Annotated in this window: 19 protein-coding genes; 13 read left to right on the top strand and 6 right to left on the bottom strand. The window is 70.6% G+C overall.

What is annotated here, in order from left to right; all coding sequences use genetic code 11:
* The first annotated feature begins 21 nt into the window (after window positions 1–21).
* Window positions 22–954, top strand: coding sequence for a PhzF family phenazine biosynthesis protein (locus JOD64_RS31710; protein WP_239559743.1), 933 nt, complete (start codon window positions 22–24; stop codon window positions 952–954).
* Between the two features lie 64 nt (window positions 955–1018).
* Here JOD64_RS31710 and JOD64_RS31705 read toward each other — a convergent pair whose 3' ends face one another.
* Window positions 1019–2608, bottom strand: a complete 1590-nt coding sequence (locus JOD64_RS31705; RefSeq protein ID WP_204945646.1) for a beta-N-acetylhexosaminidase — start codon at window positions 2606–2608, stop codon at window positions 1019–1021.
* Between the two features lie 203 nt (window positions 2609–2811).
* Between JOD64_RS31705 and zwf the strand changes: the two genes are divergently transcribed.
* The 3 genes from zwf to JOD64_RS33650 all read left to right on the top strand — a co-directional run bounded on the left by zwf (window position 2812) and on the right by JOD64_RS33650 (window position 5937).
* Complete coding sequence (zwf, locus tag JOD64_RS31700) at window positions 2812–4191, top strand: glucose-6-phosphate dehydrogenase (protein WP_204945645.1); 1380 nt, start codon at window positions 2812–2814, stop codon at window positions 4189–4191.
* Between the two features lie 211 nt (window positions 4192–4402).
* Window positions 4403–5815, top strand: coding sequence for an OFA family MFS transporter (locus JOD64_RS31695; protein ID WP_204945644.1), 1413 nt, complete (start codon window positions 4403–4405; stop codon window positions 5813–5815).
* Entirely contained in the window at window positions 5812–5937 is a 126-nt protein-coding gene (locus JOD64_RS33650) for an MFS transporter small subunit (RefSeq protein ID WP_275581618.1), read from the top strand. The genes JOD64_RS31695 and JOD64_RS33650 overlap by 4 nt, the downstream gene beginning before the upstream one ends.
* A 38-nt stretch (window positions 5938–5975) precedes the next feature.
* Here JOD64_RS33650 and JOD64_RS31690 read toward each other — a convergent pair whose 3' ends face one another.
* Window positions 5976–6704, bottom strand: coding sequence for an SDR family NAD(P)-dependent oxidoreductase (locus tag JOD64_RS31690; RefSeq protein WP_204945643.1), 729 nt, complete (start codon window positions 6702–6704; stop codon window positions 5976–5978).
* A gap of 353 nt (window positions 6705–7057) precedes the next feature.
* Here JOD64_RS31690 and JOD64_RS31685 point away from each other — a divergent pair, with 353 nt between their 5' ends.
* The 4 genes from JOD64_RS31685 to JOD64_RS31670 all read left to right on the top strand — a co-directional run bounded on the left by JOD64_RS31685 (window position 7058) and on the right by JOD64_RS31670 (window position 10595).
* Entirely contained in the window at window positions 7058–8464 is a 1407-nt protein-coding gene (locus JOD64_RS31685; RefSeq protein ID WP_204945642.1) for an RNA-guided endonuclease TnpB family protein, read from the top strand.
* Window positions 8465–8481: 17 nt separating this feature from the next.
* Entirely contained in the window at window positions 8482–9315 is an 834-nt protein-coding gene (locus JOD64_RS31680) for a patatin-like phospholipase family protein (protein ID WP_204945641.1), read from the top strand.
* A 45-nt stretch (window positions 9316–9360) separates the two neighbouring features.
* Window positions 9361–9822, top strand: coding sequence for a peroxiredoxin (locus tag JOD64_RS31675; protein WP_307813857.1), 462 nt, complete (start codon window positions 9361–9363; stop codon window positions 9820–9822).
* 83 nt (window positions 9823–9905) lie between these two features.
* Window positions 9906–10595 (top strand): hypothetical protein, encoded by a 690-nt coding sequence (locus JOD64_RS31670; RefSeq protein WP_204945640.1) that lies wholly within the window; start codon window positions 9906–9908, stop codon window positions 10593–10595.
* 6 nt (window positions 10596–10601) lie between these two features.
* On the opposite strand, the gene JOD64_RS31665 is transcribed toward JOD64_RS31670, so the two are convergent.
* The gene (locus JOD64_RS31665; RefSeq protein ID WP_204945639.1) at window positions 10602–11054 is read right to left on the bottom strand and encodes a MarR family winged helix-turn-helix transcriptional regulator; all 453 of its coding nucleotides are present in this window, start codon (window positions 11052–11054) and stop codon (window positions 10602–10604) included.
* Between the two features lie 95 nt (window positions 11055–11149).
* On the opposite strand from JOD64_RS31665, the gene JOD64_RS31660 reads away from it, so the two are divergent.
* Entirely contained in the window at window positions 11150–11596 is a 447-nt protein-coding gene (locus JOD64_RS31660) for a winged helix DNA-binding protein (protein WP_204945638.1), read from the top strand.
* A gap of 156 nt (window positions 11597–11752) precedes the next feature.
* Here the strand turns inward: JOD64_RS31660 and JOD64_RS31655 are convergent, their stop codons facing one another.
* The 3 genes from JOD64_RS31655 to JOD64_RS31645 all read right to left on the bottom strand — a co-directional run bounded on the left by JOD64_RS31655 (window position 11753) and on the right by JOD64_RS31645 (window position 15576).
* Entirely contained in the window at window positions 11753–12946 is a 1194-nt protein-coding gene (locus JOD64_RS31655) for a GNAT family N-acetyltransferase (RefSeq protein WP_204945637.1), read from the bottom strand.
* 203 nt (window positions 12947–13149) lie between these two features.
* Complete coding sequence (gene cydB, locus JOD64_RS31650) at window positions 13150–14148, bottom strand: cytochrome d ubiquinol oxidase subunit II (protein ID WP_204945636.1); 999 nt, start codon at window positions 14146–14148, stop codon at window positions 13150–13152.
* A gap of 15 nt (window positions 14149–14163) precedes the next feature.
* Complete coding sequence (locus JOD64_RS31645; protein ID WP_204945635.1) at window positions 14164–15576, bottom strand: cytochrome ubiquinol oxidase subunit I; 1413 nt, start codon at window positions 15574–15576, stop codon at window positions 14164–14166.
* 159 nt (window positions 15577–15735) lie between these two features.
* On the opposite strand from JOD64_RS31645, the gene JOD64_RS31640 reads away from it, so the two are divergent.
* The 4 genes from JOD64_RS31640 to JOD64_RS31625 all read left to right on the top strand — a co-directional run bounded on the left by JOD64_RS31640 (window position 15736) and on the right by JOD64_RS31625 (window position 19026).
* Window positions 15736–16503 carry a lysophospholipid acyltransferase family protein gene (locus JOD64_RS31640; RefSeq protein ID WP_204945634.1) on the top strand — a complete coding sequence of 256 codons (768 nt, stop codon included), beginning with the start codon at window positions 15736–15738 and terminating at the stop codon, window positions 16501–16503.
* 56 nt (window positions 16504–16559) lie between these two features.
* Entirely contained in the window at window positions 16560–17135 is a 576-nt protein-coding gene (locus JOD64_RS31635) for a TetR/AcrR family transcriptional regulator (RefSeq protein ID WP_204945633.1), read from the top strand.
* Between the two features lie 48 nt (window positions 17136–17183).
* Window positions 17184–18143, top strand: coding sequence for an SDR family NAD(P)-dependent oxidoreductase (locus JOD64_RS31630; RefSeq protein WP_204945632.1), 960 nt, complete (start codon window positions 17184–17186; stop codon window positions 18141–18143).
* Window positions 18144–18258: 115 nt separating this feature from the next.
* Complete coding sequence (locus tag JOD64_RS31625; RefSeq protein WP_204945631.1) at window positions 18259–19026, top strand: glycerophosphodiester phosphodiesterase family protein; 768 nt, start codon at window positions 18259–18261, stop codon at window positions 19024–19026.
* The last annotated feature ends 16 nt before the right edge of the window (window positions 19027–19042 follow it).

Below are 19042 nucleotides of genomic sequence, written 5' to 3'. Positions count from 1 at the left end.
TCCTCACGGGAGATGATGGCGATGGCACCGAGCGACAACCTCTCACGGGCGGGCTGGCGCGATGACGACGGGCTGGCGCAGGCCGCTGGCGCGAACTCGCCGGTGATCACCACCGTCCGCGCCTGTCTTCGGGATGGGCGCGGCGGCAGCCCCACGGCCGTCGTCGAGGAGTCCGGCTCCCCCACCATGGCCGACGTGTTGACCGACGCCGATCGGAGCCAGGTGCCGGGCCGCGTGGGGGCCTCGCATGCCGTGTTCGTGCGGCGGGCGGCGGCCGACGAGCCCGTGGGCCTGCGGTTCTTCGCCGCCGAGGGGGAACTGCCCGCGTGCGGGCACGGGACGGTTGCCGCCGTGGCGTTCCTCGCCGCGCAACGTCCTGGTGCGGAGCAGGAGTTCAGGTTGCGGGTGTCGGGTCGTACCTTCGTCGGCCGGGCGGTCCGGGCCGGCGCTCTGTTCCACGCCGAGTTCGACCCGGGTCCGGTGGTCGTACGCGACGCCACCTCGGCCGAGATCGGGCCTGTCGTGGACGCCCTCGGTGTCGCCCCCGGTCAGCTGCTCGCCGGGGCGTGTGTGGCCACGCTGGGCCGGGCTCGGATCCTGGTGCCGGTCCGTACGCCCGATGCGGTCGCCGCCCTCGGTCCGCGCCCCGATCGGCTCCGCGCGGTGTGTGATCGGTTGGGGCTGCTCGGCTGCTACGTCTATTCGGCGCCCACCCGCTCGGGTGGGGTGTCGGCTCGGATGTTCGCGCCGTCGATCGGGGTTGCCGAGGACGTCGCCAATGTGAACAGCACGGCGTGTCTGGCCGCTCGCATGTCCGGCAGTGGCTTCAGCCGGTTGTCCGTCGACATGGGTGACGTCCTCGGCGAACCGGCGACGATCACCGCCTCTGCCCGGCCGGGTCCGGCCGGTGCGCGGATCCTGGTCGGGGCCACCGCCATGATTGCCGCTCGGTGAGGGGTTTCCCGGCCTTCGCGGGCACCGGCCGGTGCCCGCGAAGGTGTGGGACGGGGTGTGCGACTCAGCGCCACGGCACCTGGGGTGACGGGTAGAAGTCGACCTGTTGCAGACGCCAGCGGGGTGCCTGCTGCCCCAGTCGGGTCCGGAACGATTCCCAGTTGTGGCTGGCGGTTGTGGACCAGCCGAGTTCGGCGATGGCGGGCAGGCGTGGGAAGGCCATGTACTCGATGTCGTCGAGGCTGCGCAGCGTTTCGGACCACAGGGGGGCTTCGACGCCGAGGACGGCGTTCTCGCCGACGCCGGCGACGCGGGTGGCGGGGTCCCAGCCGTACGCGTCGGAGACCTCGATGTAGGCGGCCCAGCTCAGTCCGAGGCGGGTGTTGCGGTCGTACTTCATGTCCAGGTACGCCTTGTTGGCCGGCGACATGATGACCTTGTTGCCGCGGGCGGCGGCTTCGGCGAGGTCGGTGTTGGTGGTGCCGGTGCCCCAGAACTGGGCGACGGCGTCGGTGGGCGGGTCGGCCTGCATGATCTCGTTCCACCCGTATGCGCGTTTGCCGTACTTGCTGACCAGGGGCAGGACGCGCTGCATGAAGGTGCGGTAGTCCTCGTCGGTGGTGGCGTGGGCCTCGTCGCCGCCGATGTGCAGGAACGGTCCGGGTGTGATGGCGGCGAGTTCACGGATGACGTCCTCGACGAACCGGTAGGTGAGTTCGTCGTTGATGCACAGCGAGCTGTAGCCGACGGCGGTGTCGGTGCGCGGTGGTGGTGCGACGCCGTCGCAGTTGAGTTCGGGGTACGTCGACTGGGCGGCGTTGGTGTGCCCGGGCATGTCGATCTCGGGGATGATGGTGATGTGTCGTGCGGCGGCGTAGGCCACGACGGCCTTGTAGTCGGCCTTGGTGAGGTATCCGGGGCCGACGCCGTCGACTCCGGTGCCTGGTCCGCCGCCGACGCTGGTCAGGCGGGGCCAGGAGTCGATCTGGATGCGCCAGCCCTGGTCGTCGGTCAGGTGCAGGTGCAGGTAGTTGATTTTGTACTGGCTGAGCAGGTCCACGTAGGCGGTGATCTCGTCAACGGTGTGGAAGTGCCGTGCGAGGTCGAGCATCGCGCCCCGGTACGAGAAGCGTGGGTAGTCGACGATCCGTCCGCCGGGGACCGTCCAGGTGGTGCGCTGCCGTTGGGGTGACTCGATGTCGGCGGGGAGCAGTTGGCGCAGTGTCTGTGTGCCGGCGAACAGGCCGGCGGGGGTGTTGGCCCGGATCGTCACGCCGCGGCGGGTGACGTCGAGTTGGTAGCCCTGCTGGCCGACGCGGCTGTCCGCACCCCCGATGAGCAGGGCGATCTCCGGCAGTGGGGTGGCGCGGACGGGCAGGACGGGCAGGGGGTAGCCGGTGGCGGGGCGCAGGGTGTCGGCGAGTTGGCGGCCCACCTGCCAGGCGTCGACCGAGCCGGGTGCGGTGCGGATGACGGTCAGAGGGCTGATCTGGAAGGTGCCGCGGGCGTCGGGTCGGGTTTCGACCGGCGCGGGGATGACGTCGGCCAGTTGTCGGGCCGGTGTGGTGGGTGCGGCGGTGGCGGGGGTCGCGGGCAGGATGAGTGGTAGTGCGAGCGCGGTCATGGCCAGTAGTCGCGTGACGGTGCGACGCATGGGCGCCTCCAGGCCTCGTCGTGATTGACGTGTTTCGATCAGGCCCATACGTTAATCGCGCCACCCGCGAACTGTAAACCTTCCTTAACGTGGAGGTCGCCGCTGTCGCCGACCTCACGCGCGCCGCTCACGGGGAATTCTCGCAGCGGGCCGGACCGTTGTCCGTTCGGAAGATCAGGATCAGATGATCGAATGGAAGTGCCATGGACAAGCGCTCAGACGCGGTAGTGCTGTTCGGCGTCACGGGGGACCTCGTCTCGAAGAAGCTGTTCCCGGCGCTGTACGAGCTGACCCGGCGCGGGCGCCTCGACGTCCCGGTGATCGGCGTGGCCCGCTCCCCCTGGGATGATCAGCAGCTCGTCACCACGGCCCGCAAGTCGGTCACCGAAGCCAACAACGAGGTCGACGACGAGACCTTCGACCGGCTGGCGGACAACCTTTCGATGATCTCCGGCGACTACGCGGACCCGGTCACCTACCAGCGGCTGGCTGAGCGCCTGCGGGACGCCGAGCGGCCCGTCTTCTACCTGGCGATCCCTCCGGCGGTGTTCGGTGCCGTCGTCGAGGGCCTCGCGTCGGCCGGCCTCGCCGACCGCGGCCGGGTGATCGTGGAGAAGCCGTTCGGGCGTGACCTGGAGTCCTCCCGCGAGCTGGACCGCACGCTGCGCGCGGCCTTCGACGCGGAGCGGGTGTTCCGCATCGACCACTACCTCGGCAAGGAAGCCGTCGAGGGCCTCTACGCCTTCCGGTTCGCCAACCGGCTGTTCGAGCCGCTGTGGAACAACGAGCACATCGACAACATCCAGGTCACCCTCGCCGAGGGTTTCGGCACCCAGGGCCGCGCCGGCTTCTACGACACGGTGGGCGCCACCCGGGACGTGCTGCAGAACCACATCCTGCAGGTCGTCGCGCTCATCGCGATGGAGGCGCCCGTCGCCGACGACACCGACGCGTTCAACGCCGCGGAGGTCGCGGTGCTGCGGCAGATCGAGCCACTCTCGCCGCAGACCACCGTCCGGGGGCAGTACGCCGGCTACCGCGACGAGCCCGGCGTCACGCCGGACTCGAACACGGAGACGTTCGTCGCCACCCGGTTGACGGTCGACTCCCCCCGCTGGGCGGGCGTGCCCTTCTACCTGCGGACCGGCAAGTCCCTCCCGGGCACGGCGACCGAGGTCGTGGTCGAGTTCAAGCAGCCACAGCGTTCCCTCATCCCCGCCGAGGGTGGGGCCGAGGCACCCGCGAACCTGCTGCGGTTCCGGCTCGGCCGCGGTGACGGCATCACGATGTCGATCCAGGCGAAGAGCCCGGGTGCCGAGGTGACCAGCCGTCCGGTGGACCTGTCCGTCGACTTCGGCGCGGCTCTCGGCCGCCGGCAGGAGGCCTACGAGCGGCTGCTCGACGACGCGATGGATGGTCAGCACCTGCGCTTCGCGCGCGAGGAGACGATCGAGCAGGAATGGCGCATCGTCGAGCCGATCCTGGATCTCCCGGCCGCGGTGCAGTCGTACGAGAAGGGCACCTGGGGTCCGGCGGACGCGGACACGCTCGCCAGCGACTGGCACACCCCGGACCTGCGATAGCTGCTGATCGATTCCGGATCGCCGACATGGGGGGGTGTCCCGCGCCTGGGGACACCCCCCATGTCGCCGACCGGGAGTCGATCTTTTTTGGGCTGACTGACCGCTCAGCTCAGCGCAGCTACCGTCCGGCGATGGTGAGGTTTGCCGACCGCATCTTGTGTGGGCACGTTGTGCGGGACGTTTCTCGTCCGCATTGGAGAGGAAGCAGCGCATGCTTTCCGCACTCGATCGTCGGCACACCGTCGCGCCACCCGGCTACAGCCGGTGGCTCATACCCCCGGCGGCATTGGCCATCCACCTCTGCATCGGCCAGGTCTACGCGACCAGCGTCTACAAGAACTCGCTGATCGCCCACTTCGACACCAGCCAGACCGCGATCGGGGTGATCTTCAGCATCGCGATCGTGATGCTGGGATTATCCGCCGCGATCGCCGGGACCTGGGTGGAGGCGAACGGACCGCGCAAGGCGATGTTCGTCTCCGCCTGCTTCTGGGCGGCGGGCTTCCTGGTGGGCTCGCTCGGCATCGCCACGACGCAACTGTGGCTGCTGTATCTGGGCTACGGGCTGCTCGGCGGCATCGGTCTGGGAATCGGTTACATCTCCCCCGTCTCCACCCTGATCAAGTGGTTCCCGGACCGGCCGGGCCTGGCCACCGGGTTGGCGATCATGGGGTTCGGCGGCGGGGCGATGGTCGCCTCTCCCCTGTCCCGGCAACTGCTGTCGTTCTACGACCCCGGCTATGACCCGTCCAACGCGGGTTCGACGGCGTCGGGCAGCGCCCTGGTGTGGCTGTTCGTGACGCTCGGCCTGGGCTACTTCGTGATCATGATGTTCGGGGTGGCCAACGTGCGGGTGCCGGCGCAGGGCTGGCGGCCGGCCGGCTTCGACCCCGCCAGTGTCGCGTCGAAACCGCTGGTCACCACGGCGAACGTGTCGGCGGCGAACGCGGTGAAGACCCGTTCCTTCTGGCTGCTGTGGGTCGTGCTGTTCTGCAACGTCACGGCCGGCATCGGCATCCTGGAACAGGCCAGCCCGATGATCCAGGACTTCTTCCGGGACAACGGCACCTCGGCGGTGACCGTCGCGGCGGCCGGCGGCTTCGTGGGTCTGCTGTCACTGTTCAACATGGCCGGCCGGTTCGCGTGGTCGTCCACCTCGGACGTCATCGGCCGCAAGCCGATCTACATGGTGTACCTGGGCGTCGGCATGGTCCTGTACGCGCTACTGGCCCTAGTCGGACAGACCGCGACGGCGCTGTTCGTGCTGCTGGCCTGTGTGATCCTGTCGTTCTACGGCGGCGGGTTCGCCACGGTGCCGGCGTACCTGCGGGACCTGTTCGGCACATTCCAGGTCGGCGCGATCCACGGCCGGCTGCTGACCGCCTGGTCGGCGGCGGGGATCGCGGGCCCGCTGATCGTCAACGGGTTCCTCGACGCGCAGGGCAAACCGGGCACGTTGACGGCCGCGGCCTACCGGCCGGCGCTGTTCACGATGGTGGGTGTGCTGGCCGTGGGCTTCGTGGCGAACCTGCTGGTGCGGCCGGTGCCGCAGCGCTACCACGAGCCACCGGCGGAGCAGAGCGTGGACGAGGACGCGACGGCGGAGAGGAGCGGCACGCGATGAGCGACGACAGCCGACACGGGCAGCAGGCCCGGTTGTGGATCTCCTGGTTGGTGGTGGCGGCGCTGCTCGGCTACGGGGTGGCGCAGACGCTGGTCACGGCAGCGAAACTGTTCACCAACTGAGGCGCGGACGGGGTGCCGCGCCCGGCGCGGCACCCCGCTCACAAACCGCCGGAGACACGCAGCACCGTCCCGGTGGCGTACGAGGCATCCGGGCCGAGCAGCCAGGCGATGGCGGCGGCGATCTCGTCGGGTTCGCCGGCACGGCCCAGCGGGATGCGACCGACAGCGGTGTCGGCGCGATCGGGTACGCCGGAGTCGGCGTGGATGTCGGTGCGCACGAGGCCCGGTGCGACGGCGTTGACCCGGATGCCCCTTGGGGCGAGCTCCTTGGCCAGACCCACGGTCAGGGTGTCGGTGGCGGCCTTCACCGCCGCATAGTGCACGTACTCCCCGGGGCTGCCGAGAGTCGCGGCGGCCGACGAGACGTTGACGATCGCGCCGCCGTCGCTCAGCCGACGGGCGGCCTGCTGGGCGCAGAGGACGTAACCGACGAAGTTGACGTCGACGACCCGGCGCAGGTCCTCGACGCGCAGCTCGGTGAAGGGCCCGATGAGGCTGGTGACACCGGCGTTGTTGACCAGGCCGGTGAGCGGGCCGAGCTGCGTGGCAGCGTCGAACAACTCGGCGACCTGGTGGGGGTCGGTGGTGTCGGCGCGTACCGCGATGGCCTGTGCGCCCGCGGCACGCAGGTCGGCCAGGACGGCAGCGGCGGCGGCATCGTCACGGCGGTAGCACAGGGCGACGTGATGCCCGGCCCCGGCGAGGCGGCGGGCGGTGGCCGCACCGATGCCGCGACCGCCGCCGGTGATGACGGTGACGGGTGCCATAGCGCCCTCCCTGGAGTCGTCCACTGCTGCGTACGGGTCGCGCCGACGCTACCGTGACCGGCGCGGGTCGGTCGTCGAGAGGAGCAGCGACTCTAGGGGTTGATTTCTTGACCGGAAGTGGCTACATGTGGGCCTAATGATTAGCGTTTACCGGATCGGGGAGCTCACCAACCGGGTGAGGCGGTTGACGTCGACCATCCGGCGGTGGAAGGCGGGAGTCACGATCGTCATCCGTTCCAGTAAAGGTTGGTGCAGGACCTACTGGCGATCGTGCAGACCTCCTCCCGCCGCCCGTATGAAGTATGCCGCCACGAGAAGCAGCTCACCTCAATGGACCTGACCGAGGATCCGGCGTGAAGACGACCCGGATCGCCTACTCACACCGGCTCAACGCTGGCAAGTACGCCGCGCTCGTTGAGCAGGCTCGGCGGCTGGGGCGGGTGCGCTCCGAGGTGTGGCAGCGCTACGCCTCGGTTGGCGGTGCTTGGCTCACCGACCGGCAGGTCCGCGACCGCTGGCTGGCCGAAGGCACCCACCGCCAGTTCGGGGTGCTGGCCAACGCGTGGAAGGAGACCGTCCGCGACGCGATGGCCGACATCACGGCGACCTTCGAAGCCGCGAAGGTGCCGGCGCGCAAAGCCATCCGACGCCATACCAGCGACCCTGCCGAGCGTAGGCGGCTGTTCGGTCTACTCAAAGCTGATCGGTGGGCGGAGGACCCGTATCTGTCGCGGTTGATGCGCTCGCGCTGGCGGCGGGGGCACAACCGCACCCGCAATCAGATCGTGGTGCGCGCTGACCAGCACAACACGCGTGTCGACTCACGTGGGCGGTTGTGGCTGGCCGTACCCGGCCTCGTGCGACGGCAACTGGTCCGCATCCCGCTGAACACCATCGTCGCCCCGACAGGCACCTTGCGGCTGATCCTGCGCGGCGACCGGGTGGAGATCCACTATCAGATCGACGCCGCCACGATGAAGACCTCGCAGCGGCCGTGTGGTGAGGCGACGATCGGCGTGGACAAGGGCTACACGGAGACGCTGACCGACTCCGACGGCGACTACCACGGCGAAGGTCTCGGTCACCTGTTGACCACAGAGTCCGACCGCCTCAAGGAACGAAACCGCCACCGTGCGAAATTGCGGTCAGTCGCCAACACCGCCGCTCAGCGTGGCAACCACGCCAAAGCTGACCGTATTGCCCGCAACAACCTGGGCGCGATTAAGCGTGACCGGCAGGCCGGTTGTCACCAGGCGCGGGTGCGCACGGAGATCTTCACCGCCGTGCACCAGGTGGTGGACAAGGCTGGCGTCGTGGTGGCCGAAGACCTGACCAAGACGTTCACCGGGCGCAAATCGCTCGGCAGGAACACTAATCGCCGTCTCGCCGCGTGGACCAAGGGAGTCACCGCGCGGGCGCTGAAGAATGTGTCGGAGCGCAGAGGTTCTGTGCTCGTGCACGTCAACGCCGCCTACACCTCACAAGTCTGTCACCGCTGCGGCTGCCTCGGCCGCCGCGCCGGGGACCGGCTTCACTGCACCTCGTGCGGGGTGGTGTGGCAGGCCGACGTGAACGCCGCGATCAACGTCCTGCGACGACATGGTGATCCCGACATCACCCTGCACACCCCGTACCTCGTGGTGAAGCAGATCGTGCAGGCGCGGGCCGATCGCCACCGGAGCAGACTGCCGCTCCCGGACTCCAGCCCGGCCCGCCGGGCGGAGAGCGAATCATCCGAAGCGCTCAGAAATGAGCGATAACAAGGAAGCAGAGTCACATGCACAGGGCGTTGGTGCTCGGTGGTGGCGGGGTGACCGGTGTGGCCTGGGAGCTGGGGCTGCTGGCGGGGCTCATCGAGCGGGGCGTGCCGGTCACCGAGGCGGACCTGGTGGTGGGCACGTCGGCGGGTTCGGTCGTCGGCGCGCAGGTGTGTTCCGGGTTGCCCGTCGAGCGGTTCTACGAGGAGGAACTTGTGCCACCGTCGAGCGAGTTGGCGGCACGGCTGGGCTTCCTGACGCTGGCGCGGCTGGTGTGGGCCGGTGGGCGTACCCGGGACGCGGCGCGTTCACGGGCCCGGATCGGGGCGATGGCGCTCGCGGCGCGTACCCAGTCGGAGGCATCGCGACGCACGGTGATCGAGGCCCGGCTGCCGGCCCGGGACTGGCCGGAGCGGCGGCTGCTGGTCACGGCGGTGGACGCTGCCACCGGCGAGTTCGTGGTGTTCGACCGTGACGGCGAGGTGTCCCTGGTGGACGCGGTGGGGGCCAGTTGCGCGGTGCCGGGCGTGTGGCCGCCGGTGACGGTCGGGGCGCGCCGCTACGTCGACGGGGGGATGCGCTCGTCGGTGAACGCGGACCTGGCGGCGGGCGCGCAACGAGTGCTGGTGATCGCGCCGACGTCGGCGGCGTTCGGGCCGATGCCCCGGTTGTCGGCGCAGGTGGCGGGGTTGCGGGCCGCCGGATCGCGGGTGGCGGTGGTGACGCCCGACGCGGCGGCGCGTACGGCGATCGGCCGCAACGTGCTGGATCCGGCCCGGCGCGCGGGCGCGGCTCGGGCCGGGCGGGCCCAGGCCACGGCGGTGGTGGACGAGGTGGCCGCTCTCTGGGTGTGATCGCTTACGCTCACCGCGCGTTCGATCGGACAACGGAGGTGCGCGGTGGCGGGTGTGGGTGTCGGCGACGTGGTCGAGGATTTCGAGCTGCCGGATGAGACGGGCACGCCGCGGCGACTGTCCGAGTTCCTGGCGGCGGGGCCGGTGGTGCTGTTCTTCTACCCGGCGGCGATGACCCGGGGGTGCACGGCCGAGAGCTGCCACTTCCGGGACCTCGCCGCGGAGTTCACGGCGCTGGGCGCGTCGCGGGTGGGCATCAGCCGCGACCCGGTGGCGAAGCAGGCGGAGTTCTCCAAGCTGCACGGTTTCGACTATCCGCTGCTGTCGGATGCCGACGGCGTGGTGGCGCAGCAGCTCGGGGTCAAGCGGCGGGTGCCGTTGGGGCCGTTGAGCATGAAGCGGATGACCTTCGTGATCGGCACGGACCGGCGGGTCATCGAGGTGATCCACAGTGAGGTCAGCATGAACGACCACGCGGACCGGGCGCTGCGGGCGCTGGGCGGCTGAGGGGGCACGAGCCCTCTGCGACGGGTGTCGCAGCCGGCTGATATCAAGACAGCAATCAAACAGGTGTACGGAAGAGGGTTGTGATGGATGCCGGCCAGGGTTTGTCCACTAGCGACGTGCAGAGCATCCGGGAGGCGTTGGCAGCGGGGCGTAAGCCGCGGGTGGTGTTCACCGCATCGGCGGGGCAGATCGCCGGTCAGGTCGGCCAGGTGATCGAGCTGACCGACCCCGAGGCGTCCGACGAGTTCGTGGTGGTGCGCTTCGGCCGCGACGAGTTGCCGTTCTCCCCCGCCGACCTGGCCGTGGCGCCCAAGGGCGCCGGTCGTCGGGTGGTGGAGCCGAAACCGGAGCCGGAGCCGCAGGAGTCACCCGCGGTGCCCGCGCCGGAGTTCGTGTTGGACACGCCGCGGGTGCCCGCGCAGCGACAGGAGGAGCCAAAGGTGGAGCAGCAGACGGAGAAGCCGCCGGCGCGGCGGGCGGTCAAGGCCGTCAAGCCGAAGGGCCCGGCGGGGCTCACTGTCACGTTGGCGTACGCCGACGGTGAGTGGACCGTCGCCGCGCAGCAGGGCAGCAAGGCCCTCGCGAAGCCGTACGTGGTGAAGCCGGCCGAGGCGTTGAAGATGGTCGCGCTGGTCGACGTGCCCGGTGTGCAGGAGGCGGTGGAGCAGATCCTCGGCACCGAGCGGGCTGAGGCGGAGCAGCAGGCCGAGAAGTTGCGGGCCGAGCTGGCCGAGATCGAGGCCCGGTTGGCGGAGCTACGCGAGGCCCGCTGAGGCGCATCAGTGCCGGCTGTGGTGCTCCAGCAGCCGGGTGAGTAGCCGTGTGAGCTGCGCACGCTCGGTGGTGGACAGGGGGGCGAGCAGGTCGTCCTGGACGCGGTCGACCGTCTCGCCCATCCGGCGGGCCACGTCGGCGCCGGCGTCGGTGCTGCTGATGATGTTGCGGCGGCGGTCGGCCGGGTCGGGGGCGCGCACCACCAGCCCTCGGCCGGCCAGGTCGTTGATGGCCGCCACCACGTCGCTGCGGTCGATGCCGCAGCGGCGGCCGAGGTCGGCCTGGCTGGCGGGCCCGTCCTCGGCGAGCGAGGCGAGCAGTCGGTAGTGGTAGCCGCGCAGGTCGTGAGTGGCGAAGCCCTCGCTGATGAGGCGACCGGCGTAACTGGCGGACTGGTTGAGCAGCCAGCTCGGGGTGGTGCGTAGCCCGGCGGGTGACTGCGGGGCGGTGAACTCCATGGCGGCAGCCTAACAGGAATTGTTGGCGCTACCCACGACCTGTGTTACGTTGGGCGTACCAACGTTGGCGCAGCCAACATTTCGAAGGAGGCGTCATGTCCACCACTCCCACCCTCAACGGCCAGGTCATCGGCCAGGCCCACTACGCCACGCGGGCCCTGCTCGACCGCGCCGTCGCACCGCTCGGGCTCAGCTTCGGGCAGGCGATCGCGCTCAACGTCCTCGCCGACGGCGCCGTCGAGCAGGCCCGGCTCGTCCACCGGATCACCAGCACCCTCAAGACCGACGAACAGGCAGTGCACGAGGTGATCGCCCACCTCGTCGACGCCACCCTCGTGCGGGTCGACGACGGCACCGCCGAACCGCAGGTGCGGCTCACCGACGCCGGTCACGCCACCCGGCGCCGCGTCGGGGCCGCCGTCGCCGACATCACCACCCGGCTGTACGGGGACATCCCGACCGACGAGGCGAGCGTGGCCGCCCAGGTGCTCACCCTGGTCACCCAGCGGGCAAACGCCGAGCTGGCGGCGCTCCCAGCCTGACCGGGCCACCGCCACCGGCCGGTCGGCGTCGCGCCCGACCGGGTGACCGCAGTTTTTCCCCCCGCACGCGAGTGGCCGGGTGCGGCTGTTGCCGGCATGCGAGCGGCCGGGCGCAAGGCTACCGGCGCGCGATCGAGCGTGCCGGAGTGCTGTCGCTCAGAAGTAGTCGAGCAGCTGCGCCGGGCCGCCGGCACCCAGAAGGTCGAGGGCGCCCGGGTCGACACCGGCGCTCTGGTGCAGCAACCCGGCCTGCGCGACCGACCGGGCGCGGGCCGCTCCGGCGTAGAGCAGGGCGAAACCGCGAACGTCCAACCGAAGGTCCGCCTCGCCGCTGATCCGGCTCAGCTCGGCGGCGCCGTCGGCGACGGTCAACCGCCAGGTGCCGGTGTTCCACTCGGCGAGCGGGTCGGCGAGGGTGAAGTCGACGGTTCCGCTGGCGTGGGCGGGCCAACCGCGGGCGCTGACCGCCCGGGCGACGTCGACCGGTCGGTGCATCCACAGCTTCCGTTCGTGCTCGCGGGCAGATTCCAGCGGTAGGTGGGTGCTGACGGCGTCTCCGTCGAGCGGGCACAACCGCAGGGTCGGTGCGACGCTGGCCCAGCTGCCGAGCACCCCGACGAGTTCCCGGGCGGCGTCGGCGGTGGTGGCCAGGGCCTCGTCGACGGTCAGCACGGAGTCGGCGCCGTAGCCACGGCCCCGCTGCCAGGTGGCGTAGCCGACCAGGTCGCCAGCGGCCTCGACGAGGGTGACCCCGTCGCCGGGCAGGGCACCGTCGGCGGCGAAGAAGTCGAACAGCTCGCCCCGGCGGGTCAGCATGCCGTTGCGGTGCCGGCTGACCCGCTCGTACAGAGCCGCGACGGCGGGCAGGTCGGCGGGAGTGCCAGCCCGGACGGTGAGATGCGGGGTGGGTCGGTACCGGGGCAGCAAGGCGGTGGGCAGGTCGACGGTGCGCAGCACACCGGCGGCTTCCCACCCCCAGGCGCGGTAGGGAGCGGCGACGGTCGGGTAGAGCGCGCTGACCGCCGCGCCACGCTCGTGGGCACCCCGCAACAGGGCGGTGAGCATGGCCCGGGCCACGCCCCGGCCACGGGCCTCGGGGGCAACCGCCACCCCGCCGACGTCGGCGGCGGGCACCGCGCGCCCGGTCCACCACTGGTCATGGTGCAGGTCGACGGCCTTGCCGACGAGCCGACCGGCGTCGTCGAACGCGCCGTAGCGGGTCAGGCCGGGCACCGCGGTCAAGGCGTGCGCGGGGCGCTGCGCGTCGGAACCGAACGCGAACCGGCCCAGCTCCCAGGCGGCGTCGAGGTCATCGGCGGTGAGTTCACGAACGTGCACGGCAACGGGCATCGGCACAGGCTAGCGGGAGCGCAGGACATGATCGACTCCATTTCGGCGACGTTGCGGCTTCCCGAGGCGCGGATACCGCAACGTCGGCGATATGGAGTCGATCTGTTGCCGCGGGCAGGGCGGCGGTCTGGTGCGGGGTGGGCCGGGCGCTAATGGTCGGGCGCCGGGTGCGGGGCCGGGGGGACCGACCCCGCACCCGACGCTCAGTGCTGCGGGATGTTGCCCACGCCGATGCGCTTGCGGAACACCCAGTACGTCCAGGCCTGGTAGCCCAGCACCACCGGAGTGAAGATCACCGCTACCCAGGTCATGATCTTCAGGCTGTACGGGGTGGCTGCGGCGTTGGTGGCCGTCAGTGTGCCGGCCGCGTCCAGGGTGGAGGGCAGCACGTTCGGGAACAGCGCCGCGAACAGGGTGGCCACGGCCAGGCCGATCGCCACGGCGGTGCCGGTGAACGCCCAGCCCTCTCGGCGTACCCGGGCGGCGGCGAGCCCACCGAGCAGGGCGAGGGCCGCGCCGACGGCGAGCACGACGGCGGCCGCGCTGGAACGGATGGTCAGCGTCCAGGTCAGGAACCCGACGGCGAGCACGGCGGCGCCGACGCCGACGCGCACCGCGAGGGCGCCCGCGCGCTCGCGGATGTCACCGGTGGTCTTGAGGGCGATGAACACGGCGCCGTGGGTGAGGAACAGGGCGAGGGTGGTCGCCCCGCCCAGCAGGGCGTACGGGTTGAGCAGGTTGAACAGTCCGCCGACGTACTCGTGCTCGGCGTTGAGCGGCACGCCGCGCAGGATGTTCGCGAAGGCGACGCCCCACAGGATCGACGGCAGCAGCGAGCCCACCACGATCGCCGCGTCCCAACGACGCTTCCAGGACACCTCGGGGCGCTTGTGCCGGTATTCGAAGGCCACGCCCCGGACGATCAGCGACAACAGGATCAGCACCAGCGGCAGGTAGAAGCCGGAGAACAGGGTGGCGTACCACTCGGGGAACGAGGCGAACATGGCGCCACCGGCGGTGATCAGCCAGACCTCGTTGCCGTCCCAGACCGGGCCGATGGTGTTGATCAGGACGCGGCGTTCCCGGTCGTCGCGGCCGAGTACGGGCAGCAGCATGCCGACGCCGAAGTCGAAGCCCTCCAGGATGAAGTACCCGGTGAACAGCACGGCGACGAGGAGAAACCAGATGGTGGTCAGTTCCACGATGGGCTCCCGGGATCAGTAGGCGAAGGCGAGCGGGCGCTCGGCGTCGTCGGTGTCGTCGGCGGGGGGCTGGTCGTTGACGTCCGGCACGCCGGCCTTGGCGTAGCGCAGCAGCAGCTTGACCTCGATCACGGCGAGGGTGGCGTAGATCAACGTGAAGGCGGTGAACGAGGTGAGCACCTCGGCCAGCGAGACGCTGCGGGACACGCCGTTGCGGGTGAGCATCTCGCCGAAGACGATCCACGGCTGGCGGCCCATCTCGGTGAAGATCCAGCCGAAGGAGTTGGCCAGCAACGGCAGCACCGGCATGGCCAGCCCGGCGCGCAGCAGCCACTTGCTGCGCGGGGTGCGGCCCTTGCGCTGGCTCCAGAGCACGAGCAGGGCGATCGCGCCGGCGGCCAACCCGAAGGTGATCATGAAGCGGAAGCTCCAGTAGGTGACCGGGATGATCGGGGTGTAGCTGCCCGCCCCGTACTGGGTGGCGTACTGGGCCTGCAGGTCGTCGATGCCACGCACGGTGCCGTGTGGGTCGCCGGTGCCCAGGTACGACAGCAGGTACGGGATCTTGAGCGCGAACACCTCGCGGCTGCCGTCGAGGCTGCCGACGGTGAGCACGGAGAACGAGGCGGGGCTCTCGGTGGTGTAGAGACCCTCGGCGGCGGCCATCTTCATCGGCTGCACGTCCGTCATGATCTTGCCCTGGATGTCGCCGGTGAACAGCACGGCGGCGGAGGCGACCAGGACCACCCAGGAGCCGAACTTCGTGGCGAAGCGGTAGGCGCCGGTGTCGGCGGAGTCGCGGTTGCGGATGACGTGCCAGAGCCCGACGGCGACGATCAGCGACCCGGCGACCAGGAAGGAGCCGGCCAGGGTGTGCGGGAAGGTGATCAGGGCGACCTTGTTGGTCAGCACGGCCGGGAAGTCGGTCAGCTCGGCACGTCCGCTGTCCGGGTTGATCCGGAAGCCGACCGGGTTCTGCATGAACGAGTTGGCGGCGAGGATGAAGTACGCGCTGAGGTTGGTGCCGATCGCGGCGGCCCAGATGCTGGCCAGGTGTGCCCGCTTGGGCAGCCGGTCCCAGCCGAAGATCCACAGGCCGATGAAGGTGGATTCGAGGAAGAACGCGACAAGCGCCTCGATGGCGAGCGGGGCGCCGAAGATGTCGCCGACGAAGCGGGAGTAGTCGCTCCAGTTCATGCCGAACTGGAATTCCTGCACGATCCCGGTGACCACGCCCATGGCAAAGTTGATCAGGAAGAGCTTGCCGTAGAACTTGGTCAGCTTGAGGTAGCGCTCGTTGCCGGTGCGGTGCCACATCGTCTGCAGGATCGCCACCAGCACGGACAGGCCGATGGTCAGCGGTACGAAGAGAAAGTGGTAAACGGTGGTGACACCGAACTGCCAGCGGGCAACGTCCAACGCGTCCACTCGAACCCCCAGCCATTCTTACTACGAGACGTAGTAAATACTACTGCTCGTCGTAGAGGCCGGGGCGGCCCGGACCGGCCGGGGACGAATGACCCTGATCACCCTGCTTCTCCGACCCGCCCTCGTGACCCTGCCACCACGTGCGACGATGGCGCGCTGATGAACACCACGCACTGGCAACCGCCGCTGATCTGGCGCGCCGCCCTCCTGCTGACGCGGGGCCTGGTCGGCCTGCTGGCCCGCCTCGAGGTCACTGGCGACGTCCCCGCGCACCTGCGGCGCGGCCCGTTGGTGCTGGCCGCCAACCACATCAGCCCGTTCGACCCGCTGGTGATGGCCGCCGCCTGCCAGGCCCGCGGCATCGCCCCCCGGATCATGGCGACCGCCGGGCTGTTCCGCGTACCGGTGTTCGGCGCCGCCATGCGCCACGCCGGGCACATCCGGGTCGACCGGGGCACCAGCGCCGTCCACCGGGCACTCGACGATGCCGCCGCCGCCGTCGCCCGGGGATCGGTGATCCTCATCTACCCCGAGGGACGCATCGGCCTGGACCCCGGCATGTGGCCCGAACGCGGTAAGACCGGCGCCGCCCGACTCGCCCTGGCCTGCGGCGCTCCGATCGTCCCGATCGCCCAGTGGGGCTCCCACGAGGTGCTGCCCTACGACGCGCCCCGGGGCATGCTGCGGGGCATCGCGCGCTCGCTGTGGCGCCGCCCGGTGATCCGGGTGCACTTCGGCGCGCCCGTCGACCTGGGCGAGACGACCGCCGACGCCCCCGGCGCCGCCCGCCGGGCCACCGACCAGATCATCGACGCGCTCACCGACACCCTCGCCCCGCTGCGCCCCGACGAACCCGACCTGCCCCGGCACGTCGACCCCGGCCGCCCGATCGACCTCAGCCGGGTGCACCGCCGCCGCTCGGCCTGACGCCCAGCCGGTGAACGTATTAGACAACTTTTGAAAAGTCGTCTAATCTGTCTAGCGTGAGCACCGTGGAGATGGATGTCGAGGACCCGAAGCGCGCCGCCGTCCTGGCAGCGGCGGTTGCGGTGTTCGGGCGCTACGGCTTCCAGAAGACGTCGATGGAGGCGGTCGCCAAGGCGGCGGGCATCTCCCGGCCGGGCCTGTACCTGATGTTCCCCAACAAGGAGCAGCTGTACCGCGCCACCATGCAGGGCGTCATGGAACGCGCCCAGCACGCCATGGAAGGCAGCCTCGCCGATCAGTCGACGAGCTTCGACGAGCGGGTCGTGGCGGGGCTGGACGCCCTGATGGGCTCGTACATCGACACCCAGATGGCTCGCGACCTCAACGACCTGCTGGAGAACAGCGAGCCACAGCTGGGTTCGATGTTCCACGACTACCAGGTGCGGGCTCAGGCGGCACTGCGAGCCCACATCGAGGCCGTCGCCCCGGCCGGTCTGCTCGACGAGGGGCGGACCGCGGACGACGTCATGGACGTGCTCTTCTCCGCGGCGCTCACCTGGAAGTCGACCTCGACCTCCAGGGACGAGTTCCGCGACCGGCTGCGCCGGGCTCTGCGGCTGCTCCACCGCTGACACGCCCCGCCCTGAAACGCCATGATCTTGCACCCCTGGAGGCCCGAAATGTCACGAATCATCACCCCGTACTCGGCCCAGTCGACCGCCGCTGAGGTGATCGACGGCGTCGACCTCACCGGCCGGCGGGCCATCGTCACCGGCGGCGCGTCCGGGATCGGCCTGGAGACCGCCCGGGCACTGGCCGACGCCGGCGCCGAGGTGACGTTGGCCGTACGCGACACCGCCGCCGGTGAGCGCGCCGCCGCCGACATCACGGCTGGCGGGGCACCCGGCAAGGTCCGGGTCGACCACCTCGACCTGGCCACCCGCGCCTCCATCGACGCCTTCGTGGCTGGCTGGACAGGCCCGCTGCACATCCTGGTGAACAACGCCGGCATCATGGCCGTGCCCGAGCTGACCAGGACAGCCGACGGCTGGGAGGCGCAGTTCGCCATCAACCACCTCGGTCACGCCGCACTGACCCTGGGCCTGCGCGACGCGCTGGCCGCCGCGCGGGGCGCCCGCATCGTCGTCGTCAGCTCGTCGGCCCACCAGCAGTCCCCGGTCGTCTTCGATGACATCCACTTCACCGCCCGCCCCTATGAGGCGTGGTCGGCGTACGGCCAGTCGAAGACCGCCACCATCCTGTTCACCGTCGCCCTGGCCAGGAAGTGGGCCGCCGACGGCATCACCGCCAATGCCCTGCACCCCGGCGGCATCATGACCAACCTGCAACGGCACCTCGACGACACGCAGTTGCGGTGGGTCGGCGCGCTCGACGAGCAGGGCAACCGCCTGGAGGTGCCGCCGGGCTGGAAGACCCCCCAGCAGGGGGCGGCCACCTCGGTCCTGCTGGCCGCCAGCCCCGAGGTCGAGGGTGTGACCGGCCGCTACTTCGAGGACGCCAACGAAGCCATCGTCCTCGCCGAGCCCGCCGACGGCAGAAGCGGCGTGCTCCCGTACGCCCTCGATGACAAGAACGCCGACGCCCTCTGGGACGAGACGCTCCGGCTCCTGCGGCGCTGACCGGGGACAATGATCACGTGTCGCGTCGCGATCACCGGGCGGGGCGGCGGCGCGAGCGGGCGACAGACGCCGGCCGGTCACCCGCAGGCCACCAACCGCGGGCATACTGCGTCGCGTGTTGACCCGATTCGGCTACCTCGACGCGCCCGCGCCGCTGGCGTTCGCCCACCGCGGCGGCGCCGCCGAGGGCGACGAGAACACCACCGAGGCGTTCGCCCGCGCCATCGGGCTCGGCTACCGGTACGTGGAGACCGACGTGCACGCCACCGCGGACGGGGTGGCGGTGATGTTCCACGACCCGACGTTGCAACGAGTCACCGGCGAGGCGGGGCGCATCGCCGACCTGAGCTGGGCCGACCTCGCATCGGTACGCGTCGGCGGCGCTGCCGTCGTACCCCGGCTCGACGAGGTGCTGGGTGCCTGGCCGCAGGTCCGCTTCAACATCGACGTGAAGGCCGACGGCGGCGTCGAGCCGACGGTCGCGACCGTGACCCGGGCCGGCGCCGCCGACCGGGTGCTGCTCGCGTCGTTCAGTGACGCCCGCCTGACCCGGCTGCGCGCGCTCACCGAAGGACGGGTCGCCACCGGCCTCGGCATCCGCGGGGTGGCCCGGCTGCGGCTCGCCTCCCTGCACGGGCGGCCGCTGCGGCTGCCCCCGTCGGTGGTCGCCGCGCAGGTCCCGCCGTACTACGGGCGGGTGCCGGTGGTGGACCGCCGGTTCCTCGACTACTGCCACCGACTGGGTCTGCAGGTGCACGTCTGGACGATCGACGAACCCGCCCAGATGCACGACTTACTGGATCGTGGTGTGGATGGCATCATGACCGATCACGTCGGCGTGCTGCGCGACGTCTACCGCAGCCGCGGCCACTGGGCCGCCTGACCATCGAAGGACCCCC

It is taken from the genome of Micromonospora luteifusca, from assembly GCF_016907275.1.
GTDB classification, from domain to species: Bacteria; Actinomycetota; Actinomycetes; order Mycobacteriales; family Micromonosporaceae; genus Micromonospora; species Micromonospora luteifusca.
The sequence above is the reverse complement of the archived record's forward strand: the minus strand, read 5'-3'. Positions and strand labels throughout refer to the sequence as shown.